The organism is Streptomyces sp. NPDC002104 (assembly GCF_053593795.1).
Genome location: NZ_JBSFDF010000023.1, coordinates 83,852 through 102,900 on the forward strand (window position 1 = coordinate 83,852; position 19,049 = coordinate 102,900).

Annotated in this window: 12 protein-coding genes and 1 pseudogene; 11 read left to right on the top strand and 2 right to left on the bottom strand. The window is 72.0% G+C overall.

The genetic code is table 11. The features are described 5' to 3' along the window. Positions 1-2: 2 nt before the first annotated feature. The 4 genes from ACWCP2_RS20715 to ACWCP2_RS20730 all read left to right on the top strand — a co-directional run bounded on the left by ACWCP2_RS20715 (position 3) and on the right by ACWCP2_RS20730 (position 5,651). Positions 3-2,321: a HAMP domain-containing protein gene (locus tag ACWCP2_RS20715; RefSeq protein ID WP_450910053.1), complete on the top strand. Its 2,319-nt coding sequence runs from the start codon at positions 3-5 to the stop codon at positions 2,319-2,321. Positions 2,322-2,325: 4 nt separating this feature from the next. Further along, complete coding sequence (pgsB, locus tag ACWCP2_RS20720) at positions 2,326-4,017, top strand: poly-gamma-glutamate synthase PgsB (RefSeq protein ID WP_450910054.1); 1,692 nt, start codon at positions 2,326-2,328, stop codon at positions 4,015-4,017. After that, positions 4,014-4,496 carry a poly-gamma-glutamate biosynthesis protein PgsC/CapC gene (locus ACWCP2_RS20725; RefSeq protein WP_450910055.1) on the top strand — a complete coding sequence of 161 codons (483 nt, stop codon included), beginning with the start codon at positions 4,014-4,016 and terminating at the stop codon, positions 4,494-4,496. Before pgsB ends, ACWCP2_RS20725 begins: the two co-directional genes overlap by 4 nt. A 75-nt stretch (positions 4,497-4,571) precedes the next feature. Then, positions 4,572-5,651, top strand: a complete 1,080-nt coding sequence (locus ACWCP2_RS20730; RefSeq protein WP_450910056.1) for an NlpC/P60 family protein — start codon at positions 4,572-4,574, stop codon at positions 5,649-5,651. A 79-nt stretch (positions 5,652-5,730) separates the two neighbouring features. Here the strand turns inward: ACWCP2_RS20730 and ACWCP2_RS20735 are convergent. Together ACWCP2_RS20735 and ACWCP2_RS20740 are read right to left on the bottom strand one after the other, a co-directional pair. Further along, positions 5,731-6,152: pseudogene (locus tag ACWCP2_RS20735) on the bottom strand (Uma2 family endonuclease). A gap of 64 nt (positions 6,153-6,216) precedes the next feature. Next, positions 6,217-7,926: a PucR family transcriptional regulator gene (locus ACWCP2_RS20740; protein ID WP_450910057.1), complete on the bottom strand. Its 1,710-nt coding sequence runs from the start codon at positions 7,924-7,926 to the stop codon at positions 6,217-6,219. 229 nt (positions 7,927-8,155) lie between these two features. Between ACWCP2_RS20740 and ACWCP2_RS20745 the strand changes: the two genes are divergently transcribed. The 7 genes from ACWCP2_RS20745 (at position 8,156) to ACWCP2_RS20775 (ending at position 18,954) form a co-directional block, all read left to right on the top strand. Continuing rightward, complete coding sequence (locus ACWCP2_RS20745) at positions 8,156-8,425, top strand: hypothetical protein (RefSeq protein ID WP_450910058.1); 270 nt, start codon at positions 8,156-8,158, stop codon at positions 8,423-8,425. A gap of 2 nt (positions 8,426-8,427) precedes the next feature. Then, positions 8,428-10,854 carry a xanthine dehydrogenase family protein molybdopterin-binding subunit gene (locus ACWCP2_RS20750; protein WP_450910059.1) on the top strand — a complete coding sequence of 809 codons (2,427 nt, stop codon included), beginning with the start codon at positions 8,428-8,430 and terminating at the stop codon, positions 10,852-10,854. 136 nt (positions 10,855-10,990) lie between these two features. Continuing rightward, positions 10,991-12,559, top strand: a complete 1,569-nt coding sequence (locus tag ACWCP2_RS20755; RefSeq protein ID WP_450910060.1) for an AMP-binding protein — start codon at positions 10,991-10,993, stop codon at positions 12,557-12,559. Positions 12,560-12,828: 269 nt separating this feature from the next. Beyond that, positions 12,829-13,776 carry an aromatic prenyltransferase gene (locus tag ACWCP2_RS20760; RefSeq protein WP_450910061.1) on the top strand — a complete coding sequence of 316 codons (948 nt, stop codon included), beginning with the start codon at positions 12,829-12,831 and terminating at the stop codon, positions 13,774-13,776. 66 nt (positions 13,777-13,842) lie between these two features. Continuing rightward, positions 13,843-15,609 carry an FAD-dependent monooxygenase gene (locus tag ACWCP2_RS20765; protein WP_450910062.1) on the top strand — a complete coding sequence of 589 codons (1,767 nt, stop codon included), beginning with the start codon at positions 13,843-13,845 and terminating at the stop codon, positions 15,607-15,609. Positions 15,610-15,725: 116 nt separating this feature from the next. Further along, entirely contained in the window at positions 15,726-17,270 is a 1,545-nt protein-coding gene (locus tag ACWCP2_RS20770; RefSeq protein WP_450910063.1) for an FAD-binding oxidoreductase, read from the top strand. A 31-nt stretch (positions 17,271-17,301) separates the two neighbouring features. Next, on the top strand, positions 17,302-18,954 hold the full coding sequence (locus ACWCP2_RS20775; RefSeq protein ID WP_450910064.1) for a prenyltransferase/squalene oxidase repeat-containing protein: 1,653 nt from the start codon (positions 17,302-17,304) through the stop codon (positions 18,952-18,954). The last annotated feature ends 95 nt before the right edge of the window (positions 18,955-19,049 follow it).

The window sequence follows — 19,049 nt, forward strand, 5'->3', positions numbered from 1 at the left end:
CGTTGTCCGCGTCGCGCACGAAGCGGCGGCAGAAGGCCCGCCGTAGAGCGGACATGTCGCTGCTGGGCGGCATCCGGCCGCCCATCGCCGCGCTGTCCGCGCTGCTGCTCGCTCTGGCCGCGCTCACCGCCTTCCACCTCGGCAAGGTGGCGAACGAGTCCGTCCCCGAGGCGGTCCGCACCTCCCAGCAGTACTTCGCGGAGGACGGCGCCATCGCGATGCGGGCCTCGCTGGACGAGTCGATCACCGACATCTCCCGCACCGCCACCCTCTTCAACGCGGGCAGCCCGGTCTCCGCCGACACGGTGCTCGACAAGCTCGGCAACGTCTACCAGAAGTGGCGCGGCACGGCCGTCATCGAGGTCAAGTCGGGACGGCTGGAGGCCCAGCGCGGCGAGAACGTGCCGCTGACCGCCATCGACCACACCAAGCTCGCCGGGGCCAACGGCCTCGTCCCGCGCATGGTGCGCCTCGAGAACGGCGAGACCCGCCTGCTCACCTTCGCCGTACTGTCCTGGCCCGGCCAGCCCCAGAAGCTGCTCGTCGCCTCCAGCAGCCTGCGGTTCCCCGGCGTCAGCCTCGGCAAGTTCCGGGCCATCGCGGTCACCGACCCCACCGGACAGATCCTCAGCAGCGACGGCATCGCCAACGACGAGCAGATCCAGTCCGAGGACGTCAAGGAAGACACCGAGCAGGCCCGCAAGCAGCTCAAGAAGTACGCCAAGCTCGCCGCGCGGAAGACGAGGGTCAACCCGCTGACGACCAAGGAGCCCGGCGCGGGCGGCTTCCGCGGCGTCAGCGGCAGCCTGCTCGGCCCCTCCGACAGCGGTGAGCGGACCGTCGTCGGCTACGCCAGCCTGACCGGCCCCGAGGCGGGCAAGGGCACCGCCGCCACCGCCCTCGGTCTGACCGTCGTCTCCCTCGTCAACGTCACCGAGGACCGCCCCGCCGCCGTCGACCCCCTCTTCGGGGTCGTCGCCGCGGCCGCCCTGCTCGTCATCGGCCTCCTCGCGGTGTCCCTGCTCATCGGCACCGTGCAGCGGCCGCTGCTCCAGCTCTTCCTGGAGAGCCGCCGGCTCAGCCGCGGCGACCTGAACCGCCCGGTCACCCGCCCCAAGTACGGTGAGGCCGCCCGCATCGGCACCGCCCTGGAGCGGCTGCGCCGCCAGCTCCTCGGCGAGACCGCCGAGGCCCAGAAGGCCCACAACCCGGGCCGCGGCCGCGGCCGGATCGGGGCCCGCGCCCTGCTCGCCAGCTGCGGGGCGCTCCTGCTGCTGTGGTCCGCGCCCCTGGTGCTGCTGCTCAACCGGGCCGGCGACTCCGTCCCCGTACCGCAGACGCTCGTCCACGACCAGCGCGAACGCACCGACACCATGGCCGACCGGGTCCGCCGCGCCCTCAACGAGGGCCACGCCGACCTCACCTCCGTGGGATCGCTGATCGGCCCGGCCACCACCCCCGCCGAGATGACCGGCATCCTGCAGCGCACCCTCACCCAGCACCAGCGCTACGAGTCCCTGTACGTGCTCCAGGCGGACGGCACCATCACCGCCAAGGTCGGGGCCGCGCCCAAGCGCCCGCACGGCAAGGCACCCGCCGCGGGCGAGGAGCCCGTCATCCTGATCGAGTCCGGCAACGCCCCGGCGATCGTGGAGTTCGCCTCGGCCCCCGGCCTCAAGGGCGCCTCCGTGGTCGGAGAGCTGCGCATCGACTTCCTCAACTCGCTGCTCAAGCGGCCCGGCCTGGGCGAGATCCGGGTGATCGACGAGAAGCAGCGCGTCATCGGCGGCAACAACGGCTACCTGGCCTTCCAGCAGCTGCCCAACGAGAGCATCCGGGCACTGGCGGCCGGCGCCAACCAGAAGGTCGGCAAGGGCCCGCGCCCCAGCAGCGTCCTGCTGCGCGGCGGCAACGACGACGTCACCATCGCCGCCGCGGTCCCGATGGTGGGCGGCGGCGCCGCCAAGCCGCTGGCCTGGACCGTGGTCAGCTGGCAGCCCGCGAAGGGCCTGGCCATCCCCGAGTACAACCTGCAGAACCGCACGGTGCTCGCCGGTCTGCTCGGCCTCACGGCCGCGCTGGTCTGCCTGGGCTGGCTGTACATCGTGGTGATCCAGGCGCTGCGCGAACTGGCGCAGCGGGCCGAAGCCCTGGCGGACGGCGACCGCCGTACCGTCCTCTACCCGCGCCACCACGACGAGGTCGGCGCCGTCACCCGCAGCCTGGAAGTCATCAGGCAGCAGCTCCAGGAGCTGCGCAAGCGGGACGCGAGCGCCGCCGCCGGCCGGACCGGCCAGGCTGCCAAGGCCGGAAGGAACTGACCCCGTGCTCTTTCTCTTCAGCGTGCTGGTCGTCTGCTGCGTGGTGATGCTGATCGCAGGCGTCATCGAGCAGCGGCGGCACTTCGCCAACCTGGAAGAAATACCCACCCGGGTGCTGGTCAACGGCATCCGCGGCAAGAGCTCCATCACCCGCCTCGTCGCGGGCGCACTGCGCGGCGGCGGACTGGTGACGGTCGCCAAGACCACCGGCACCGCGGCCCGCTTCATCCACCCCGACGCCACCGAGGAGCCGGTCTACCGCAAGTTCGGCATCGCCAACGTCGTCGAGCAGATCGGCATCGTGCGCCGCGCCGCCGCCTACAAGCCCGACGCGCTGGTCATGGAGTGCATGGCTGTTATGCCCCCGCTCCAGGAGCTCAATCAGGAAAAGCTGATCCAGTCCACGATCGGCGTGCTGTGCAACGTCCGTGAGGACCACGTGGCCGAGATGGGCCCGACCCTGGACGACATCGGCCGCTCCCTGTCCCGCTCCATGCCGCACGGCGGCATCTGCGTCACCGCCGAGAAGGACCGCTTCCACGTCCTCCAGGAGGAGGCGGACGCCCGGAACTGCCGGCTCATCTACGCCGACCCCGAGATCGTCAGCGACGAGGAGCTGCGCGGCTTCAGCTGGTTCACCTTCAAGGAGAACGTGGCCATCGCGCTCGTCGTGGCCGACCTCCTCGGCATCGACCGGGAGACCGCGCTGCAGGGCATGTACGACGCTCCGCCGGACCCGGGCGTGCTCTCCGTGGAGCGCTACATCGGCCCCGGCGACAAGCGGCTGCGCTTCGCGAACGTGTTCGCGGCCAACGACCCCGAGTCCACGCTGATGAACATCAACCAGCTCCTGGACCTCGGTGCGATCAAGCGCCCGCTGAACGTGGTCATCAACTGCCGTCCCGACCGTGTCGAGCGCAACGGCCAGATGGGCCAGATCGTGCCCGACCTCCAGCCCGACAAGGTGTTCGTCATCGGGCACCCGGCGAAGAGCGCCATCGACGCGATCCCCGCCGAGTGGCGCGACCGCGCCGTGGACCTCGGCGGCGACCGGGACGGCGAGGAGTTCATGCACGAGCTCCTCGACCACCTCGGCCAGGAGTCCTCGCTGGTGGCCATCGGCAACATCCACGGCCAGGGCGAGATCCTGCTGGAGCACCTCGCCGAGCTGCCCTCCTTCGAGGAGGACGGCGAGGACATGTCCGCGCCGGGCACGCCGGCCCAGCACGTGCGGCACGACCAGACCATGGCGCTGTACGTCAAGCACCTCGACCCGTACGCGAACCTGCCCGCGGCCGAGGAAGAGCGCCGCATGCGCAACCCCCACATCCCGACCCCGCGCAGCGAGGGACAGCACCACTACGCGAACCAGGGCTACGCGAACCAGCAGTTCCAGCAGCAGTACCCGCACCAGCAGCACCAGCAGCAGTACCAGCAGCAGCCGCACCTGCCGCAGCAGCAGGGCTACGACCCGTCGTACGACCAGTACCAGCAGGCGGCGGCCGCGCAGCAGCAGCCGCGCCGTCCGGAGCTGACGTCGGCGGCCTGGCCGCAACTCCAGCAGCCGCAGCCGGTCCCCCTGCCGCATCAGCAGCAGCAGCCGCCGCAGCAGCCGCAGCTCCCGCCGCCGCCGCGGCGGCCCCAGCCCGAGAACCCGCAGCGCCCGCAGTGGTCTAACCCAGGAGAACCCCGTTGATCCCCGCCGTCCTCACCCCCGAGATCGCCGCGATCGGCATCGCCCTGGGTCTGCTGTTCTCCCTCGTCTGCTACCTGACGACGAACCTGTCCCCGGGCGGCATGATCACCCCGGGCTGGCTCGCCCTCACCCTCATCGAGGACCTCCAGCGCGCCGCGATCGTCCTCGGCGTCACCGTCCTGACGTACGCGCTCACGCTCGTCGCCCAGCGCTACGTGATCCTCTACGGCAAGCGGCTGTTCGCGACCGTCGTGCTCATCGGCGTGCTCCTCCAGGCCTGCGTGGTCATCCTGCTGCAGATGAAGTTCCCGCTGCTGTACGCGAACCAGACCCTCGGCTTCATCGTGCCCGGCCTGATCGCCTACCAGCTGGTCCGCCAGCCCAAGGGCGCCACCCTGCTGGCCACCGGCTCCGCGACGCTCATGACCTACGTCGTACTGACCGCCGGCATCCTGCTCGGCGTCATGCCGCACGCGTGACCCCGGCCGGCCGTCCGCCCCGTCCGCCCCCGCCCGTCCTTTCGCCCGCTCGACCGACCTCGCCCGGAGTAACCGATGACCGCCACGTCCAAGCGCCGCACACGTCCCGTCCTGCACGCGGCCACCGTGGTCGCACTGCTGGCCGGCAGCGTCTACTTCACCATCGAGCTGCGCAAGGAGGAGCAGGCCAAGGCGCCCGCCATCCAGTCGCTGGTCGACGCCCCCGCCGCGTCGTCCAAGGGGGGCGACGAGGGCGCCCAGAAGTGGGAGCGGCTGAAGAACCCCGAGCGGTCCGTGCTGCGCGACGGCAAGGGCGGGATCCTCGCGACCTTCACGGACGGCGCCCGCACCGCCACCCTCACCGGCCCCAGCCGTACCTTCACGGAGCCGGCCACCACCAAGACCCGGGTGGTCACCGAGAACTGGGTGCGGCTGATGCCGGAGACCTGGCGCAGCGGTGCCGAGAAGGAGCAGTGGTTCCAGGAGTGGTACAAGAAGTACCACGGCAGCGAGGAGGACGACCTCTTCGCGATCGCCTTCCAGTACGGCGACCAGGCCCCGGTCAAGAAGGACGCGGAGGGCGTCTCGTACGCCGGTGACGCGAGCTTCGGCCCGATCAACCCCAACGGCTCGGTCGGCAACGACTACCGGCTGGAGGAGTCGGACTTCTTCGACTACCTGGGCATCCCGTACACCTTCCGCAACGGGACCACGATGAAGCCCGAAGCGGTGCGCGCCCGCTCGATGGACTGCTCCGGCTTCATCCGGACCGTCTTCGGCTACCGGGCCCGCTACCCGCTGATGGCCACGGACACCTCCGCCGGCGACGGCCTGCCGCGCACCGCGAACGGCATGGCCCGCTCCAAGGTCGGCGTCAACGTCATCCCGCTCAAGGGGGTCGGCGCCGACGCCCGTCCCTCGTCCATCGACGTGCTGCAGCCGGGCGACCTGCTGTTCTTCAAGCTGGACGGGCGCACCGGGGAGCGGCTGGACCACACCGGCATGTTCCTGGGCACCGACACCGACGGGCACCAGATCTTCATCTCCAGCCGCGAAGAGGCCAACGGCCCGACCATCGGCGACAAGGGAGGCACCTCCCGCCTGGACGGCAACGGCTACTACGCGGCGACCCTGCGGAGCGCGAAGCGGCTCTGACCGGGGGCGCACGGCCAGGACGGCGGGAAGGGGCCGAACTCCGAGGAGTCCGGCCCCTTCCGCGTGTCCCGCCGGCTGTTCAGCTGCTGCGGGGCGGGGTGAGCCGGTCGAGGTCCAGGCCGATCTCGAAGGGGACGGGGCGCCGGAGGGTGCCCCGGAAGATTCCGGCGGGCGCGTAGGCCCTGGTGGGCTCGTCGAGCTCGTAGGCGTGCACGACGGGTGCCCCGTCCTCGTCCTCGATGCGCCCGTAGTGCGGGATGCCGGCCTCCGCGTACTTGCGCAGTTTTACGGTGCGGTCGCGGTGGGCGGATTCGGGGGAGGTGACCTGAACGACGAGCTGGACCTCTTCGGGAACGAACCAGGTGCGGTCGGGGTCGTACGGGGCGGTGGTCACCAAGAGGTCCGGCTGCTGTGGTGGGGTGCGTGGGGGAGGTGGTCGAGGTCCTCCGCGAACCAGCCTTCCACCCGAGGCGGGTGCATCCAGTCGGGCAGTGCGGTCATGAGCCGACCCTAGTGACTCCGGCCGTCGACAGGGGCCTTGTGCTGGTGAACGAACGAACCCCGGTCAGCCGGATTTCAGGGCCGCCAGGAAGTCCAGCCGGGTCTCCAGGCGGGACAGGTCCCGCTGCGTGAGGTGTTCGATGCGGGCGATGCGCCGGCGCAGCGAGTTCACGTGGAGGTGGAGGCGGGTGGCGCAGGCGGTCCAGGAGGCGTCGCAGTCGAGGAAGGTCTCCAGGGTGGTCAGGAGCTCGGTGCGGTGGCGGGCGTCGTGATCGCGCAGGGGGCCCAGGAGCCGGGCGGTGAAGGCCCGGCGGGCTTCGGCGGGGATGAGCGGGAGCAGGGTCAGGATGTGCGAGGTGAGGTCCTCCGGGCCGCGGACCCGCACCCGTTCGGGGTCCGCGCGGGCGATCCGCAGGGCGTGGTGGGCCTGCTCCAGCGAGCGGCGGGCGTTGCCCGGCTCGGCCACGGGTGAGCTGACGCCGACGCAGACGCTGTCCCGGGGGCCGAGCCAGCGGGCGAGCGCCGCGGAGAGCCTGCGCTGGAGGGCGGCGTGGTCGAGGGCCGGGTCAGGCAGGGCGTCCGAGGGCTCGGGGACCAGGACGAGGAGGACCGCCCGGTCCCCGTCGACGGTGGCGGCGATGTCCTCCGAGGAGACCGGCACCGGGCCGTCCTCCTGGACCAGGGCCTCCTCCAGGAGGACGCGCAGGGCCGCGGCGGGGACGGGGCCGGCCGCGTGCCACTCGCCCGCGGCGACCACGAACTGGCAGCGCGGCCAGTGGACGACACCGCTGACCACGGACTGCGCGGTGCTGCGCAGCCGGACGGGGATCTCCTCGGCCGGGACGGTGCTGTGCAGCAGGGCGAGGGACCGGTCGGCCAGGTCGTTGCGGGCCGCCTTGGTCCGTTCGTGGGCGGAGCGGGCGTCGGCGACGAGTTCGACGGTGCGGTCGAGGAGCTCCCGGTCGGGGGCCGGCCAGTGCGAGGTGTCGGCCTCCACGACGAGCAGCCAGTCGCCCAGTCCGGCGGCGGGGGGAGCGGCTCCCGTTCCCGGCTCCGCTCGGGGCGCGGGCACCGGGACGAGGGAGTAGGGGCGGCCGCCGACCGTCACGTGATGGGGGCCCCGCCCGCCCGCGCGGCGGGCGCCGAGGTGGCGGGCGGCCAGCGCCGACGCGGTCCCGGCGTGCAGCGGCGGCCGGGCCCCGGCGATCTGGCGGCCGGTCGCGGACAGGACGCGCACGCCGAGGCCGAGGGTGCGGCGCAGGAGGTCCAGGACGGAGTCCGGGGCGGCCCGGTCGGTGAGCAGCCGCCGGTGGCGTTCGACCAGGGCGGCCAGGCTCCCGACGTCCTGGCGGTGCAGCCGGCGCAGCACGTGCTCGGTGACGGCGGCGAAGGAGGTTTCCGGGCGTACGGCGATCAGCGGGAGCCCGTGGCGCCGGCAGGCACGCACGAGGTCGTGCGGGACGAGTCCGTGTTCGACCTCCCCGGCCGCGAGGGCCGTGACGCCCGCCCGGTGCAGGACGCGTACGAACGACTCGGCGTCCCCGTCCCCGCGCCACCAGGCGAGCCCGGTGAGGACGAGCTCGCCGCCGGTGAGGAAGCGCCCGGGGTCGGCCAGATCGTTGGTCGCGACGGCGGAGACGGTCCGGTCGAGCGGGGAGGTGAGCGGGGCGCCGGGCACGGAACCGGGCACGGAACCGGCCGGGGCGTCCTCGTCGTGGCCCACGAGCAGGAGCAGTCCGAGCTCGGTGTCGTCCAGGAGTTCGCGTAGCCGCATGATCGCCACTTTCGCACGGCCCGGCGGGTGTTGGGGCCCGATGGGCACAGCTCACCGGTGTGCGGGTGTACGAAAGCACGCTTGCCCACAGCCGTCGGGGAAGCCGGTTCTGAGCGATCGGTGACTGCCCCGCCCGGTGCGGCCCGCGGTCTACTTCTGCGCATGCGGCCGACGACGACTTCTGGCCACATGCGAACGGGGAACGACTCAGTGAGGAGAGTTGCGTGAGATGCGGGTGAACCTCACGGTCAACGGCCGGCCCGGAGGGGCCGATGCGGTCGGGGGGCCGGCCGCCCACGCCGGGCAGCGTGTCGCGCACGGGGGTCGCGACACCGGCCCGGGCGGGGGCGGGGACGGGGGCGGGAGCGGGCCGCGGAGGGGCAGGGGCGACGAGGCCCTGTCCGGCGAGCTCGGCCGCCGCCCGGGTGACGAGAAGATCCCCGCCGCCGCCCACCGGGCACGCCGGGACAACCGAGGACTCCAGAAGGACGTGGTCTGATCATGGCTGGCACCACCACCCGCACCACCACCGCCACCACCACCCGCACCACCACCGGCATCCCCACCGATGTCACCCAGGGCGCCCGCACCAAGGGCGGCATCGGCGAGTCGACGCTGCGCCCGGACGGAACGCTGAAGGTGACCGGCGAGTTCGCGTACTCCTCGGACATGTGGCACGAGGACATGCTGTGGGGGCAGACCCTGCGGTCCACCGTCGCGCACGCCGAGATCCTCTCCATCGACGTCTCCGAGGCGCTCACCGTGCCCGGGGTCCACGCGGTCATGACCTACGAGGATCTGCCGGCCCCGGTGAAGTACTACGGGATGGAGTTCCAGGACACTCCCGTCCTGGCGCACGGCAAGGTCCGCCACCACGGGGAGCCGGTCGCCCTGGTGGCCGCCGACCACCCGGAGACGGCCCGCCGCGCCGCCGCGAAGATCAAGATCGAGTACCGGGAGCTGCCGCTCATCACGGACGAGGCCTCGGCGACCGCTCCCGGCGCCGTACTCGTCCACGAGAACCGCGACGACCACCACATCGGTCACGTCCCGCACCCGAACATCGTGCACCGCCAGCCCATCGTCCGCGGGGACGCGGCGGCGGCCCGGGAGCGCGCCGACGTCGTCGTCACCGGCGAGTACACCTTCGGCATGCAGGACCAGGCCTTCCTCGGCCCCGAATCCGGACTCGCGGTGCCCAGCGAGGACGGGGGAGTGGACCTCTACGTCGCCACCCAGTGGCTGCACTCGGACCTCAAGCAGATCGCCCCGGTCCTCGGGCTGCCCGAGGAGAAGGTCCGCATGACGATGGCCGGCGTCGGCGGCGCCTTCGGCGGCCGCGAGGACATCTCCATGCAGATCACCGCCAGCGTGCTCGCGCTGCGCACCGGCAGGCCGGTGAAGATGGTCTACAACCGCTTCGAGTCCTTCTTCGGGCACGTGCACCGCCACCCGGCGAAGCTGTCCTACGAGCACGGCGCCACCCGCGACGGCAAGCTCACGCACATGAAGTGCAGGATCGTGCTCGACGGCGGGGCCTACGCCTCCTCCACGGCCTCGGTCGTCGGCAACGCGGCCTCCCTCTCGGCCGGCCCGTACGTCATCGACGACGTGGACATCGAGGCGGTCGGCCTCTACACGAACAACCCGCCGTGCGGGGCGATGCGCGGGTTCGGCGCCGTCCAGGCCTGCTTCGCGTACGAGGCCCAGATGGACAAGCTCGCGGCGGAGCTCGGCATGGACCCGGTGGAACTGCGCCGGCTCAACGCCATGGAGCAGGGCACGGTCATGCCCACCGGACAGGTCGTGGAGGGCCCGGCCCCGGTCGCCGAACTGCTGCGCCGGGTCAAGGCGCGCCCGCTGCCGCCCGAGCGCCAGTGGGAGAGCTCCGACGGCGCGGCCGACCTGCGCGCGCTGCCGGGCGGCCTGTCGAACACCACGCACGGCGAGGGCGTCGTCCGGGGCGTCGGCTACGCCGTCGGCATCAAGAACGTCGGCTTCTCCGAGGGCTTCGACGACTACTCCACGGCCAAGGTGCGCCTGGAGGTCATCAACGGCGAGGCCGTGGCGCTGGTCCACACGGCCATGGCGGAGGTCGGCCAGGGCGGCATCACCATCCACGCGCAGATCGCCCGTACCGAGCTCGGTGTCCAGCAGGTCACCATCCACCCCGCCGACACCCAGGTCGGCTCGGCCGGTTCGACCTCGGCGGGCCGCCAGACGTACATGACCGGCGGGTCGATCAAGAACTCCTGCCGGCTCGTCCGGGAGAAGATCCTGGAGATCGGCCGCCGCAAGTTCGGTGGCCTGCACGCGGCGTGGGCCGACGCCGGACTGCTCCTGGAGGACGGGAAGGTGGTCACCGGCGCGGGCGAGGTCCTCGCCGCCGTGGCGGACGTGCTGGAGGACGAGGCGGTGGAGATCGAGGCGCAGTGGCGCCACCGCCCCACCGAGGCCTTCGACCTGGTCACCGGCCAGGGCAACGGCCACGTCCAGTACTCCTTCGCCGCGCACCGCGCGGTCGTGGAGGTGGACACCGAGCTCGGGCTCGTCAAGGTCGTGGAGCTCGCCACCGCCCAGGACGTGGGCCGGGCGCTCAACCCGCTGTCCGTGGTCGGCCAGATCCAGGGCGGCACCGTCCAGGGCCTGGGCGTCGCGATCATGGAGGAGATCATCGTGGACCCGGCGACCGCGAAGGTGAAGAACCCCTCCTTCACGGACTACCTGCTCCCGACCATCCTGGACACGCCGACGCTCCCGGTCGACTACCTAGAAATGGGCGATCCGCACTCCCCGTACGGGGTCCGCGGCATCGGCGAGGCCCCGACCCTGTCGTCCACCCCGGCCGTCCTCGCGGCGATCCGCGCCGCCACGGGCCTGGAGCTGAACCGGACCCCGGTCCGCCCGGAGCACATCACCGGGTCCTGACGGGGCCAAGTGGCCGCCAACTCGGGGGTCAGTTCGGCCCAAGTCCGGCGGCGGATGCTGGGGCTCCGAAGTGTCGTGACACAGACCGCCGTTGACCAGTGCACACCGGAGCGACGCGGGTCTGGACGGAGGTCTCATGAGGCGGAATTCGATACACAAGCAGGGGCTCTACCTCGGGTCCGTGCCGGAACGGGCGGCGGTCGCCGGCGGATCGACGCCGCTGACCCTCGATCACGATCTCGACGTCCTGCCCGAGGCGGGCCGGCACCTGACGGTCGCCGAGCTCGCCGGGCACGTGGAGGACCTCGCGGGGCGGATCTCGGCCGCCGGGGTGAAGGCCGGCGACCACGTGGTGGTCCACAAGGCGGCCAACTTCGACGTCTGGCTGCTGGCCACCGCCGTGGCGCGGACGGGCGCGGTCCCGGTCATGCTGTCGCACACGCTGGACGCGCCGACCCTCGCCGCCCTCATGGAGCGGCTCGACAGGCCGTACCTGCTCACGGACGGCCCCAAGCTGGAGGCGCTGGCCGGCCTCCCGCTCGCCGAGCTCACCCGGGGCGTGATCAGCGTCGGCGCGTCCGCGCCCGGGGTGGTCTCGCTCGCCGAGCTCGCGGGCTCCCCGGCCGTACGGCCCTCGCTCCAGGGCCCGGACGAGCCGGCGATGATCACGCACACGTCCGGCACCACCGGGATCCCCAAGCTGGTGGTGCACACCCCGCGGACGATGCGCGCCCGGCTGCGGCCGCAGCTGGTCCTGCTGGCGCTCATGCGCAAGCGGGAGACGGTCGCCATCCACATCGCCTTCGGCCATTCCCGGATGTTCGCCGCGATGGCCCTGTGCCTCGCCAAGGGCATGCCGGTACTGCTGGTCAACCGCGGCGCCCCCGAGGACGTCGCCGAGTTCTTCCTGAAGCACCGGCCCGGGCTGATCGAGGCGCTCCCCAACTCCTTCCTGGCGTGGGAGAACCTGGCCGACGATCCCCGCGGGCCCTTCGCCTCGGTGAAGTACTTCAGCAGCACCTTCGACGCGATCCACCCGAGGACGGTCCGCCGGCTCCTCGGGGCCTCCGCGCGCAGGGCGCAGTTCTTCCAGATCTACGGGCAGAGCGAGGTCGGCCCCGCCGTCGGCCGGCCGTACTACCGCTGGTCCGCGCACCGGATGGACGGGCGCTGCGTGGGCTACCCGCTGCCGGGCAGCGCGCGGGTGCGGCTGGTGAGCCAGAACGGCAAGCGGCCCTCGGCGCGGAACCCCGGGCTCATCGACGCCCGCTGGGACGGCATAGCCAAGACGTACCACGGTGAGCAGGAGCGCTACGACGCCAACGTGCACGACGGCTGGTGGCGGACCGGGGACGTCGGCTACCGCAGCAAGTTCGGCTGCCTGCACATGCTCGACCGGGAGATCGACATGATCCCCGGGGTGGGCAGCAGCCTGGAGATCGAGGACCTCGTGCTGGACCGGCTGGAGGAGCTGGTCGAGCTCGTGGTCGTCCTGGGGCCCGATTCCCGGGGCGTCCCGATCGTCTGCACCCACGGGGACGTGCCGCTGGACCGGGGCCGCTGGCGCAAGGCCGTCGCCGCCTACCCGCAGCTGGCCGATCCGATCCAGATCCCGCTGGCCGAACTGCCGCGTACGGCCACGATGAAGACGCGCCGGGTGGAACTGTCCCGGCGGCTTCAGGAGAAGCTCCTGAAGCAGGGCTGAGCCGGCCTCGGGCCGCGAGTCGCGCTCCCGGCGGACGGGTTCTCGCAGGAGAACCCCTGGTCCGCCGGGAGTTCGGCATGCCTCCGCGCAGGGGGTGCGCGACCCCCGCCCGGCCCCCGCCCGGCCCCCGCCCGGCCTGCGCCCGACCCCGGTCCGGCCTCCGCCCCGGCCTGCGGATCCCCGCCAAGTCGGCCGCAAGTCGCCCAACAGTGCACGGCAAGATCGGTGTCCGAGTCTTGCCCACATGAAGCGTCAAGATGATGACAGCCATGAGTGAGGCGGCCGGGGGCACCGAAGAAAGCCCGGTGCAGGTTCTCTACGCGGCCATCGAGGAATCGGCCGGCCTGCTGGACGTGGAGTGCGCGCGGGACAAGGTCCTGCCCATCCTGGACATGTACGGCGACGCCCTCGCGCAGGCCGTGGTCGCGTTCCGGCTCGGAACGGGCCAGAAGCACGAGGGCGAGCTCGACTGCCGGTTCACGACCCCGCTGGACGTGGACCCGTACGAGCTCGCCGTGGAACACGGCCTGACCCCGCGGACGGACCACCCCGTCGGCTCGCTGCTCTCGGACATCCGGGACAGCTGCCCGGTCGACAGCTACGGAATCGACTTCGGGGTCGTCCGCGGATTCAAGAAGATCTGGATCGTCTTTCCCCGGACCGACCTCCAGGCGATATCGAAGCTCGCCGCCCTCGCGTCGATGCCGGCCGCCCTCGGAAAGAGCATCGATTTCTTCGACCGGTACGGCATGGGCGAAACGGTCGGTCTCCTCGGAATCGACTACAAGAACAAGACCGTCAACGTGTACTTCGGCGAGCCCCCCACGGGCGGCTTCGCGCCGGACGCCGTCCGCTCCATGCTCCGCGAGGTCGACCAGGCGGAGCCGAGCGCGCAGATGCTCGCCCTCGGCCGGCAGGCCTTCGGCATCTACGTGACCCTGAACTGGGACTCCCCGAAGGTCGAGCGGATCTGCTTCGCCGTGGCGACCGAGGACCCGACCTCGCTGTCCGTCCCGCTCGCCCCGAAGGTCGAGCGGTTCGTGAAGCACGTGCTGGCGGCGGATCCCGCCACGAAGTTCGTGTACGCCGTCGCCTCCCAGCCCGACGGCGAGTACTACAAGCTCCAGTCCTATTACCGGTGGCAGCCCGGGGTGCTCGACATCATGCAATTGGAAGACGGGGCGCTGGAAAGCCCGTTGAGCGAACCACCGGTGTAACGGCATTCCCTCACGCGCGCATTGCTCATTTCGGGCTGTCATTTTTCTGGAAGGACGAAGACGAACATGGGAACCATCGAAGTTCCGGTCCTGATCGTGGGCGGAGGCGGGACCGGCCTGTCTGCCTCCGCCTTCCTGTCCGACCACGGGGTCGGCCACGTGCTGGTGGAGCGCCGCGCGGACACCTCGCGGCTGCCGAAGGCGCACTACATCAACCAGCGCACGATGGAGGTGTTCCGCCAGCACGGCCTGGACGCGGAGGTGCTCGAACAGGGCGCGCCGCTGGAGAAGTTCGGCAAGGTCCGCTACCAGACCACGCTGACCGGCGCCGGTCCGCTGGACAAGCGGCTGATCCACGAGATGGACGGCTTCGGCGGCGGTGAGCTCAGCGAGACGTACGCGGCGGCCGGCCCCGCGCTGTCGGCGAAGCTGCCGCAGGTGCGGCTGGAGCCGATCCTGCGCGAGCACGCGGAGCGCCGCAATCCCGGACGCGTCCTGTTCGGCCACGAGCTGACCTCGATCTCCGAGGAGGGCGACCGCGTCACCGCCGAGGTCCGCGACGTCGCGACCGGTGAGATCACCACGGTCGTGGCCCAGTACGCGATCGCGGCGGACGGCGGCCGCACGGTCGGCGCGGCCCTCGGCGTGACCATGCAGGGTCTGCCCTCCCTGTTCGACGCCACGACGGTCTACTTCTCCGCCGACCTGTCGCAGGTGTGGAACGAGGGCTCGCTCATCACCTGGTTCCTCAACCCCTACCGCCAGGACCTCTCCAGCGCCCTCATCGAGATGGGCCCGACCTGGGGGAAGAACTGCGAGGAGTGGGGTCTGCACCTCCACCTCGCCGGCATCGACCGCACCGACCCCGAGGCGGTGACCGCCCGGATCCGCGAGGTCCTCGGTCTGCCCGAGCTGGAGGTGACCCTGCACGACGTGACGAGCTGGACCGTGGAGGCGGTGCTCGCCGAGCACTACCGCTACGGACGGGTCCTCCTCGCCGGCGACGCCGCGCACCGCCAGCCGCCCGCCGTCGGGCTCGGCCTGAACACCGGCATCCAGGACGCGCACAACCTCGCCTGGAAGCTCGCGGCGGTCGTCTCCGGCAAGGCTCCCGACAGCCTCCTCGACACCTACGAGGCGGAGCGCAAGCCGGTCGGCCAGTTCAACCTGGGCTGGGCCATGTCCGCGGCCTCGCACCACCAGGTCGTCATCGACGGGGCCATCGGCCTCGGCCAGCACATCCCGGCGGAGCGCCGTACGCCGGTGTTCTTCGGCTACTTCGCCCCGACCCCGGTCGGCGCCGCCCAGCGGCAGCGGGCCGCGGAGATCTTCGCGACGCACCGCGGCGAGTGCCAGGCGCACGACGTGGAGATCGGCTTCGCCTACGAGGCGGGCGCCCTCGTCCCCGACGGCAGCCGCCCGCCGGTCCGCGCGGCCCTGGGCGACGTGTACGAGCCCACCACCCGCCCGGGACACCGGCTGCCGCACGCCTGGATCGAGCAGGACGGCCGCCGCCTGTCCACGCACGACCTGACCGGGTCCGGCACCGGCTTCGTGCTGATCACCGGCCCGCAGGGGAGCGCGTGGTCCGAGGCGGCCGCGCGGGCGTCCGAGACGTTCTCGGTCCCGGTCGTGGCGGCGGCCATCGGCGAAGGCGCGCAGTACGCCGACGTCGACGGCGCCTGGGAGGCCGTCCGGCAGACGGCCTCCGACGGAGCCGTCCTGGTCCGGCCCGACAACCACATCGCCTGGCGCAGCGCGGGCGGCGAGGAGGACCCGGCCGCGGCCCTGGCCGCCGCGCTCTCGCAGGTCCTGGAGCAGAAGGCCCCGTAAGCAGGGCCCCGTACCGACGCTCCGCATCGGGGAGGGCGCGCTCAGCGCCCTCCCGAGTGCCCCGGCACTCACCCATCCGGCATGCAGATCTCCTGGCAGAAGAGGCAGCGCAGCACATGATCGATCGCAGAAAGTTCCTTGTCGGCGCCGGCGGAGCCGCCCTCGCCGCGACCGGCGCGTCCGCCGTCTTCCCCGCTTCCGCTTCCGCCTCCGTGAGCTCCCGGACCCGGTCCGGCATCCGGTGGGGCCGGCTGGAGGAGCGGCTCAGCGGACACCTGGTCCTGCCGTCCGACGCCGACTACCAGCGCGCGAAGCAGCTCTACCAGGTGCAGTTCGACGCCGCGAACCCGCGTGCGGTGGCCTACTGCACGACCCCCTCCGACGTGGCGAAGTGCCTGGCCTTCGCCCAGAACCACGACATCGAGGTCGCGGCGCGCAGCGGCGGCCACAGCGCCGCCGGCTACTCGACGACCCAGGGCCTGGTCATCGACGTGTCCGGACTGAACGAGGTCACCCTCGGCGCCGGCAACGGCACCGCGCGGATCGGCACCGGCGCGCAGCTGGTCGACATCGCGAACACCCTCGCGCCGGCCGGGCTGGGCATATCCGGCGGCTACTGCCCGACCGTCGCGGCGGGCGGGTTCTTCCAGGGCGGCGGCATGGGCCTGTTCACCCGGTACATCGGCATGGCCTCGGACAAGGTGACCTCGGCGAAGGTGGTCCTCGCCGACGGCCGCATCGTGACCGCCTCCGCGGAGCAGCACCGCGACCTCTTCTGGGCCCTGCGCGGCGGCGGTGGCGGCAACTTCGGCATCGTGACCTCCTACGACGTCACCCCCTCGCCCCTCACCAACGTGGCGGCCATCAATATCGTCTGGCCGTACGCACAGGCGCTGGAGATGCTGGACGGCTGGGCGAAGTGGCTGGTCGACGCGCCGCACTCGATCGGCAGCGGCATGAACGTCACCCTCACCGACGCCGCTCCCGGCACCGTCCCGACCGCGTCGATCTTCCTCGGCTCCGTGGACACCGGCCCGGCCTTCGACGCGGAGATCGCGCGGCTGCTCGCCGTCGTCGGCAAGCCCCCGGTGTTCCAGCAGAAGTTCACCGCTCCGTACAAGAACGTGATGATGCAGCTCTACCGCTGCGCCGAGCTCACCGTGGACGAGTGCCACCGCGACGACACCAGCCCCGGCGGCAAGGTCCCGCGCGCCGCGTTCGGTGCCTGGCGCAGCCGTCTGTTCAAGCAGACGATGCCGCGCGAAGGCTGGGCCAAGGCCCTGGAGGTCTTCGAGGGCGACCGGATGCCCGGCCAGATGCGCCAGCTGCAGATCTCCGCCCTGGGCGGACAGGCCAACACGGTGGCCCGCACCGCCACCGCGTACGTCCACCGCGACAGCCTCTTCTCGGTCAGCTTCCTGACCGCGAACGCCGTCGCGCCCGTCGCCGACGAGGCCAAGGCCTCGGCGAACCGGTGGGTCGACGCGGGCTTCGCCGCCATCGACCCCTACTCCAACGGGGAGACGTACCAGAACTTCATCGACGCGCGGCTGCCCGACTGGGAGCGCTCGTACTACGCCGAGAACTACCAGCGGCTGCGCACGGTCAAGGCCAAGTACGACCCGTACACGTTCTTCCGGTTCGCCCAGGGCGTCCGCTGATCCCCATGCCGTTTCAGATGAGGAGCCTTCCGTGTACATAGCGGATCTGGAGTACGCGGCCCCGATGCCGTGGCCCGCCGAAGTGGACCCCGATCACGTGCGCGAGGCCACGGACCGGCTGATCGCACACGTCGCCGGCCGGGTCGACGCCGACGGCGCGCTGCGCGAGGAGTGCCAGAGCCGGGTGCTGGAATCGGCGCTCGCCCTCGCGCTGATGACGCGCACGGGCTTCGGCGCCGGCCCCGGACCGTCGCCGGCCCGGGACCGGCTGCTGGACTTCCTGCGGGCGCACCAGGACACCCCGGACACGCTCGAACGGGTCCTCGCGGCGCTCGCCGTCGCGCGGGCCACGGGCCGCACGTCCGCCGGTGACACCGATCTCGTCGCCAGGCTGACGGAGGGCGTGCTCGGCGACGCCCCGGGGTTCATCTCCGCCCGCCGCCGCATGATGGTGTGCGCGGTGCTGTCGGTGCTCGGCTGCCCGCTGCCGCCCGAGGTCCTGGCCGCGGTCGCCGACGAGGTGCCCTCCGACCCCCTGCACTCCTGGGCCGCCGTGCAGCAGGCCTCCGTCACCCTGATCCTCGCCGCCGCCGCGGGGGTGGACAACAAGGTCACCGCCGCCGCGCTGGAGACCCTGGCCGCCACGGCCCCCGCGACGACGGTCTGGGAGGGCTACGCCCTGATGCACCTGCTGGTGCTGCACGGGCTCGCCGGCTTCCCCGGGAACGAGGAGACCGTGCGCGGCGGCCTGCGGACGCTGCTGCGCCACCAGCGGGCCGACGGCGGTTTCCCGTTCGTCCTGGAGATGCACAACTGGTGCACCTCGACCGCCGGTACGGCCCTGGTCGCGGCGGGCGCCCCCACCGGGCTGCTGCGCCGGATGGCGGGGATGCTCGTCGAGCACCAGGGCGGGGCCGCACCCGCCTCGCTCTCCCGCGGCGCGACGCTGACCGACGGCTGGTCGATGTCGGAGATCGTGGCGCAGAACGACGTGGACGACACCTCGTGCGCCCTGGAGTTCCTCCAGGCCATCGACCCGATCGCCTACGGGAACTCCGTGCGGCGCGGGGTGGCGGGGCTGCTGGCGGTGCAGGGCGCCGACGGCGGGTTCCCCACGTACGTCGCGGGAGCCTCCTCCGAACCCTGCATGACGGCCGCGGCCATCTGCGGTCTGGCTCCGCACCCCGGCACGCTGCCCGCGCGGGAACGCGCCCTGGCGTTCCTCGTCGAAAGCCAGCTGGAGGACGGCGGGTTCGAGCCGGGCTGGAGCCGCAGCCGGCTGCACACGATCTTCCGCGCGCGCCTCGCCGCCTGCACCGCGGGACCGCAGGACCACCACGTGGCCCGGATGGCCGAGCGGATCGAGCGCACGGTGCTGGAGACGCAGAACGAGGACGGCGGCTGGGGGATGCAGCCGGGCGACCCGAGCGACGACATCAGTACCGCGTACGGGTTGATCACGCTGTGCTACGGGAACGATCAACGGCCCATCGGGCGCGCGCTGTCCTGGCTGCTCGCGCACCAGAACGCGGACGGCGGCTACAGCGGCCCGCCCGACATGGTCGGCCCGCGCCCGTTCCCGTACAGCTTTCCCATCCTGACCGACGCTCCCGTGCTCCTCGCCTTCGGCCATGTCCGGTCCCGTATATGGGACATGGCGGCCGTTCTCCAGGGGGCGAACTGAGGGCCGGAGCCATTTCCGTTCGCGCGGCGTTTGAGGAATCGCCCACTCAACGTCACCACGGCCGCTGAATAACCAAAGGGAGGAGGGGGTCTTGG

Excerpts from the sequence above, each read along its gene's own strand:
- ACWCP2_RS20730 (WP_450910056.1), top strand. The coding sequence starts at position 4,572 with ATGACCGCCACGTCCAAGCGCCGCACACGTCCCGTCCTGCACGCGGCC.
- ACWCP2_RS20740 (WP_450910057.1), bottom strand. The coding sequence starts at position 7,926 with ATGCGGCTACGCGAACTCCTGGACGACACCGAGCTCGGACTGCTCCTG.
- ACWCP2_RS20745 (WP_450910058.1), top strand. The coding sequence starts at position 8,156 with ATGCGGGTGAACCTCACGGTCAACGGCCGGCCCGGAGGGGCCGATGCG.
- ACWCP2_RS20750 (WP_450910059.1), top strand. The coding sequence starts at position 8,428 with ATGGCTGGCACCACCACCCGCACCACCACCGCCACCACCACCCGCACC.
- ACWCP2_RS20755 (WP_450910060.1), top strand. The coding sequence starts at position 10,991 with ATGAGGCGGAATTCGATACACAAGCAGGGGCTCTACCTCGGGTCCGTG.
- ACWCP2_RS20760 (WP_450910061.1), top strand. The coding sequence starts at position 12,829 with ATGAGTGAGGCGGCCGGGGGCACCGAAGAAAGCCCGGTGCAGGTTCTC.
- ACWCP2_RS20765 (WP_450910062.1), top strand. The coding sequence starts at position 13,843 with ATGGGAACCATCGAAGTTCCGGTCCTGATCGTGGGCGGAGGCGGGACC.
- ACWCP2_RS20770 (WP_450910063.1), top strand. The coding sequence starts at position 15,726 with ATGATCGATCGCAGAAAGTTCCTTGTCGGCGCCGGCGGAGCCGCCCTC.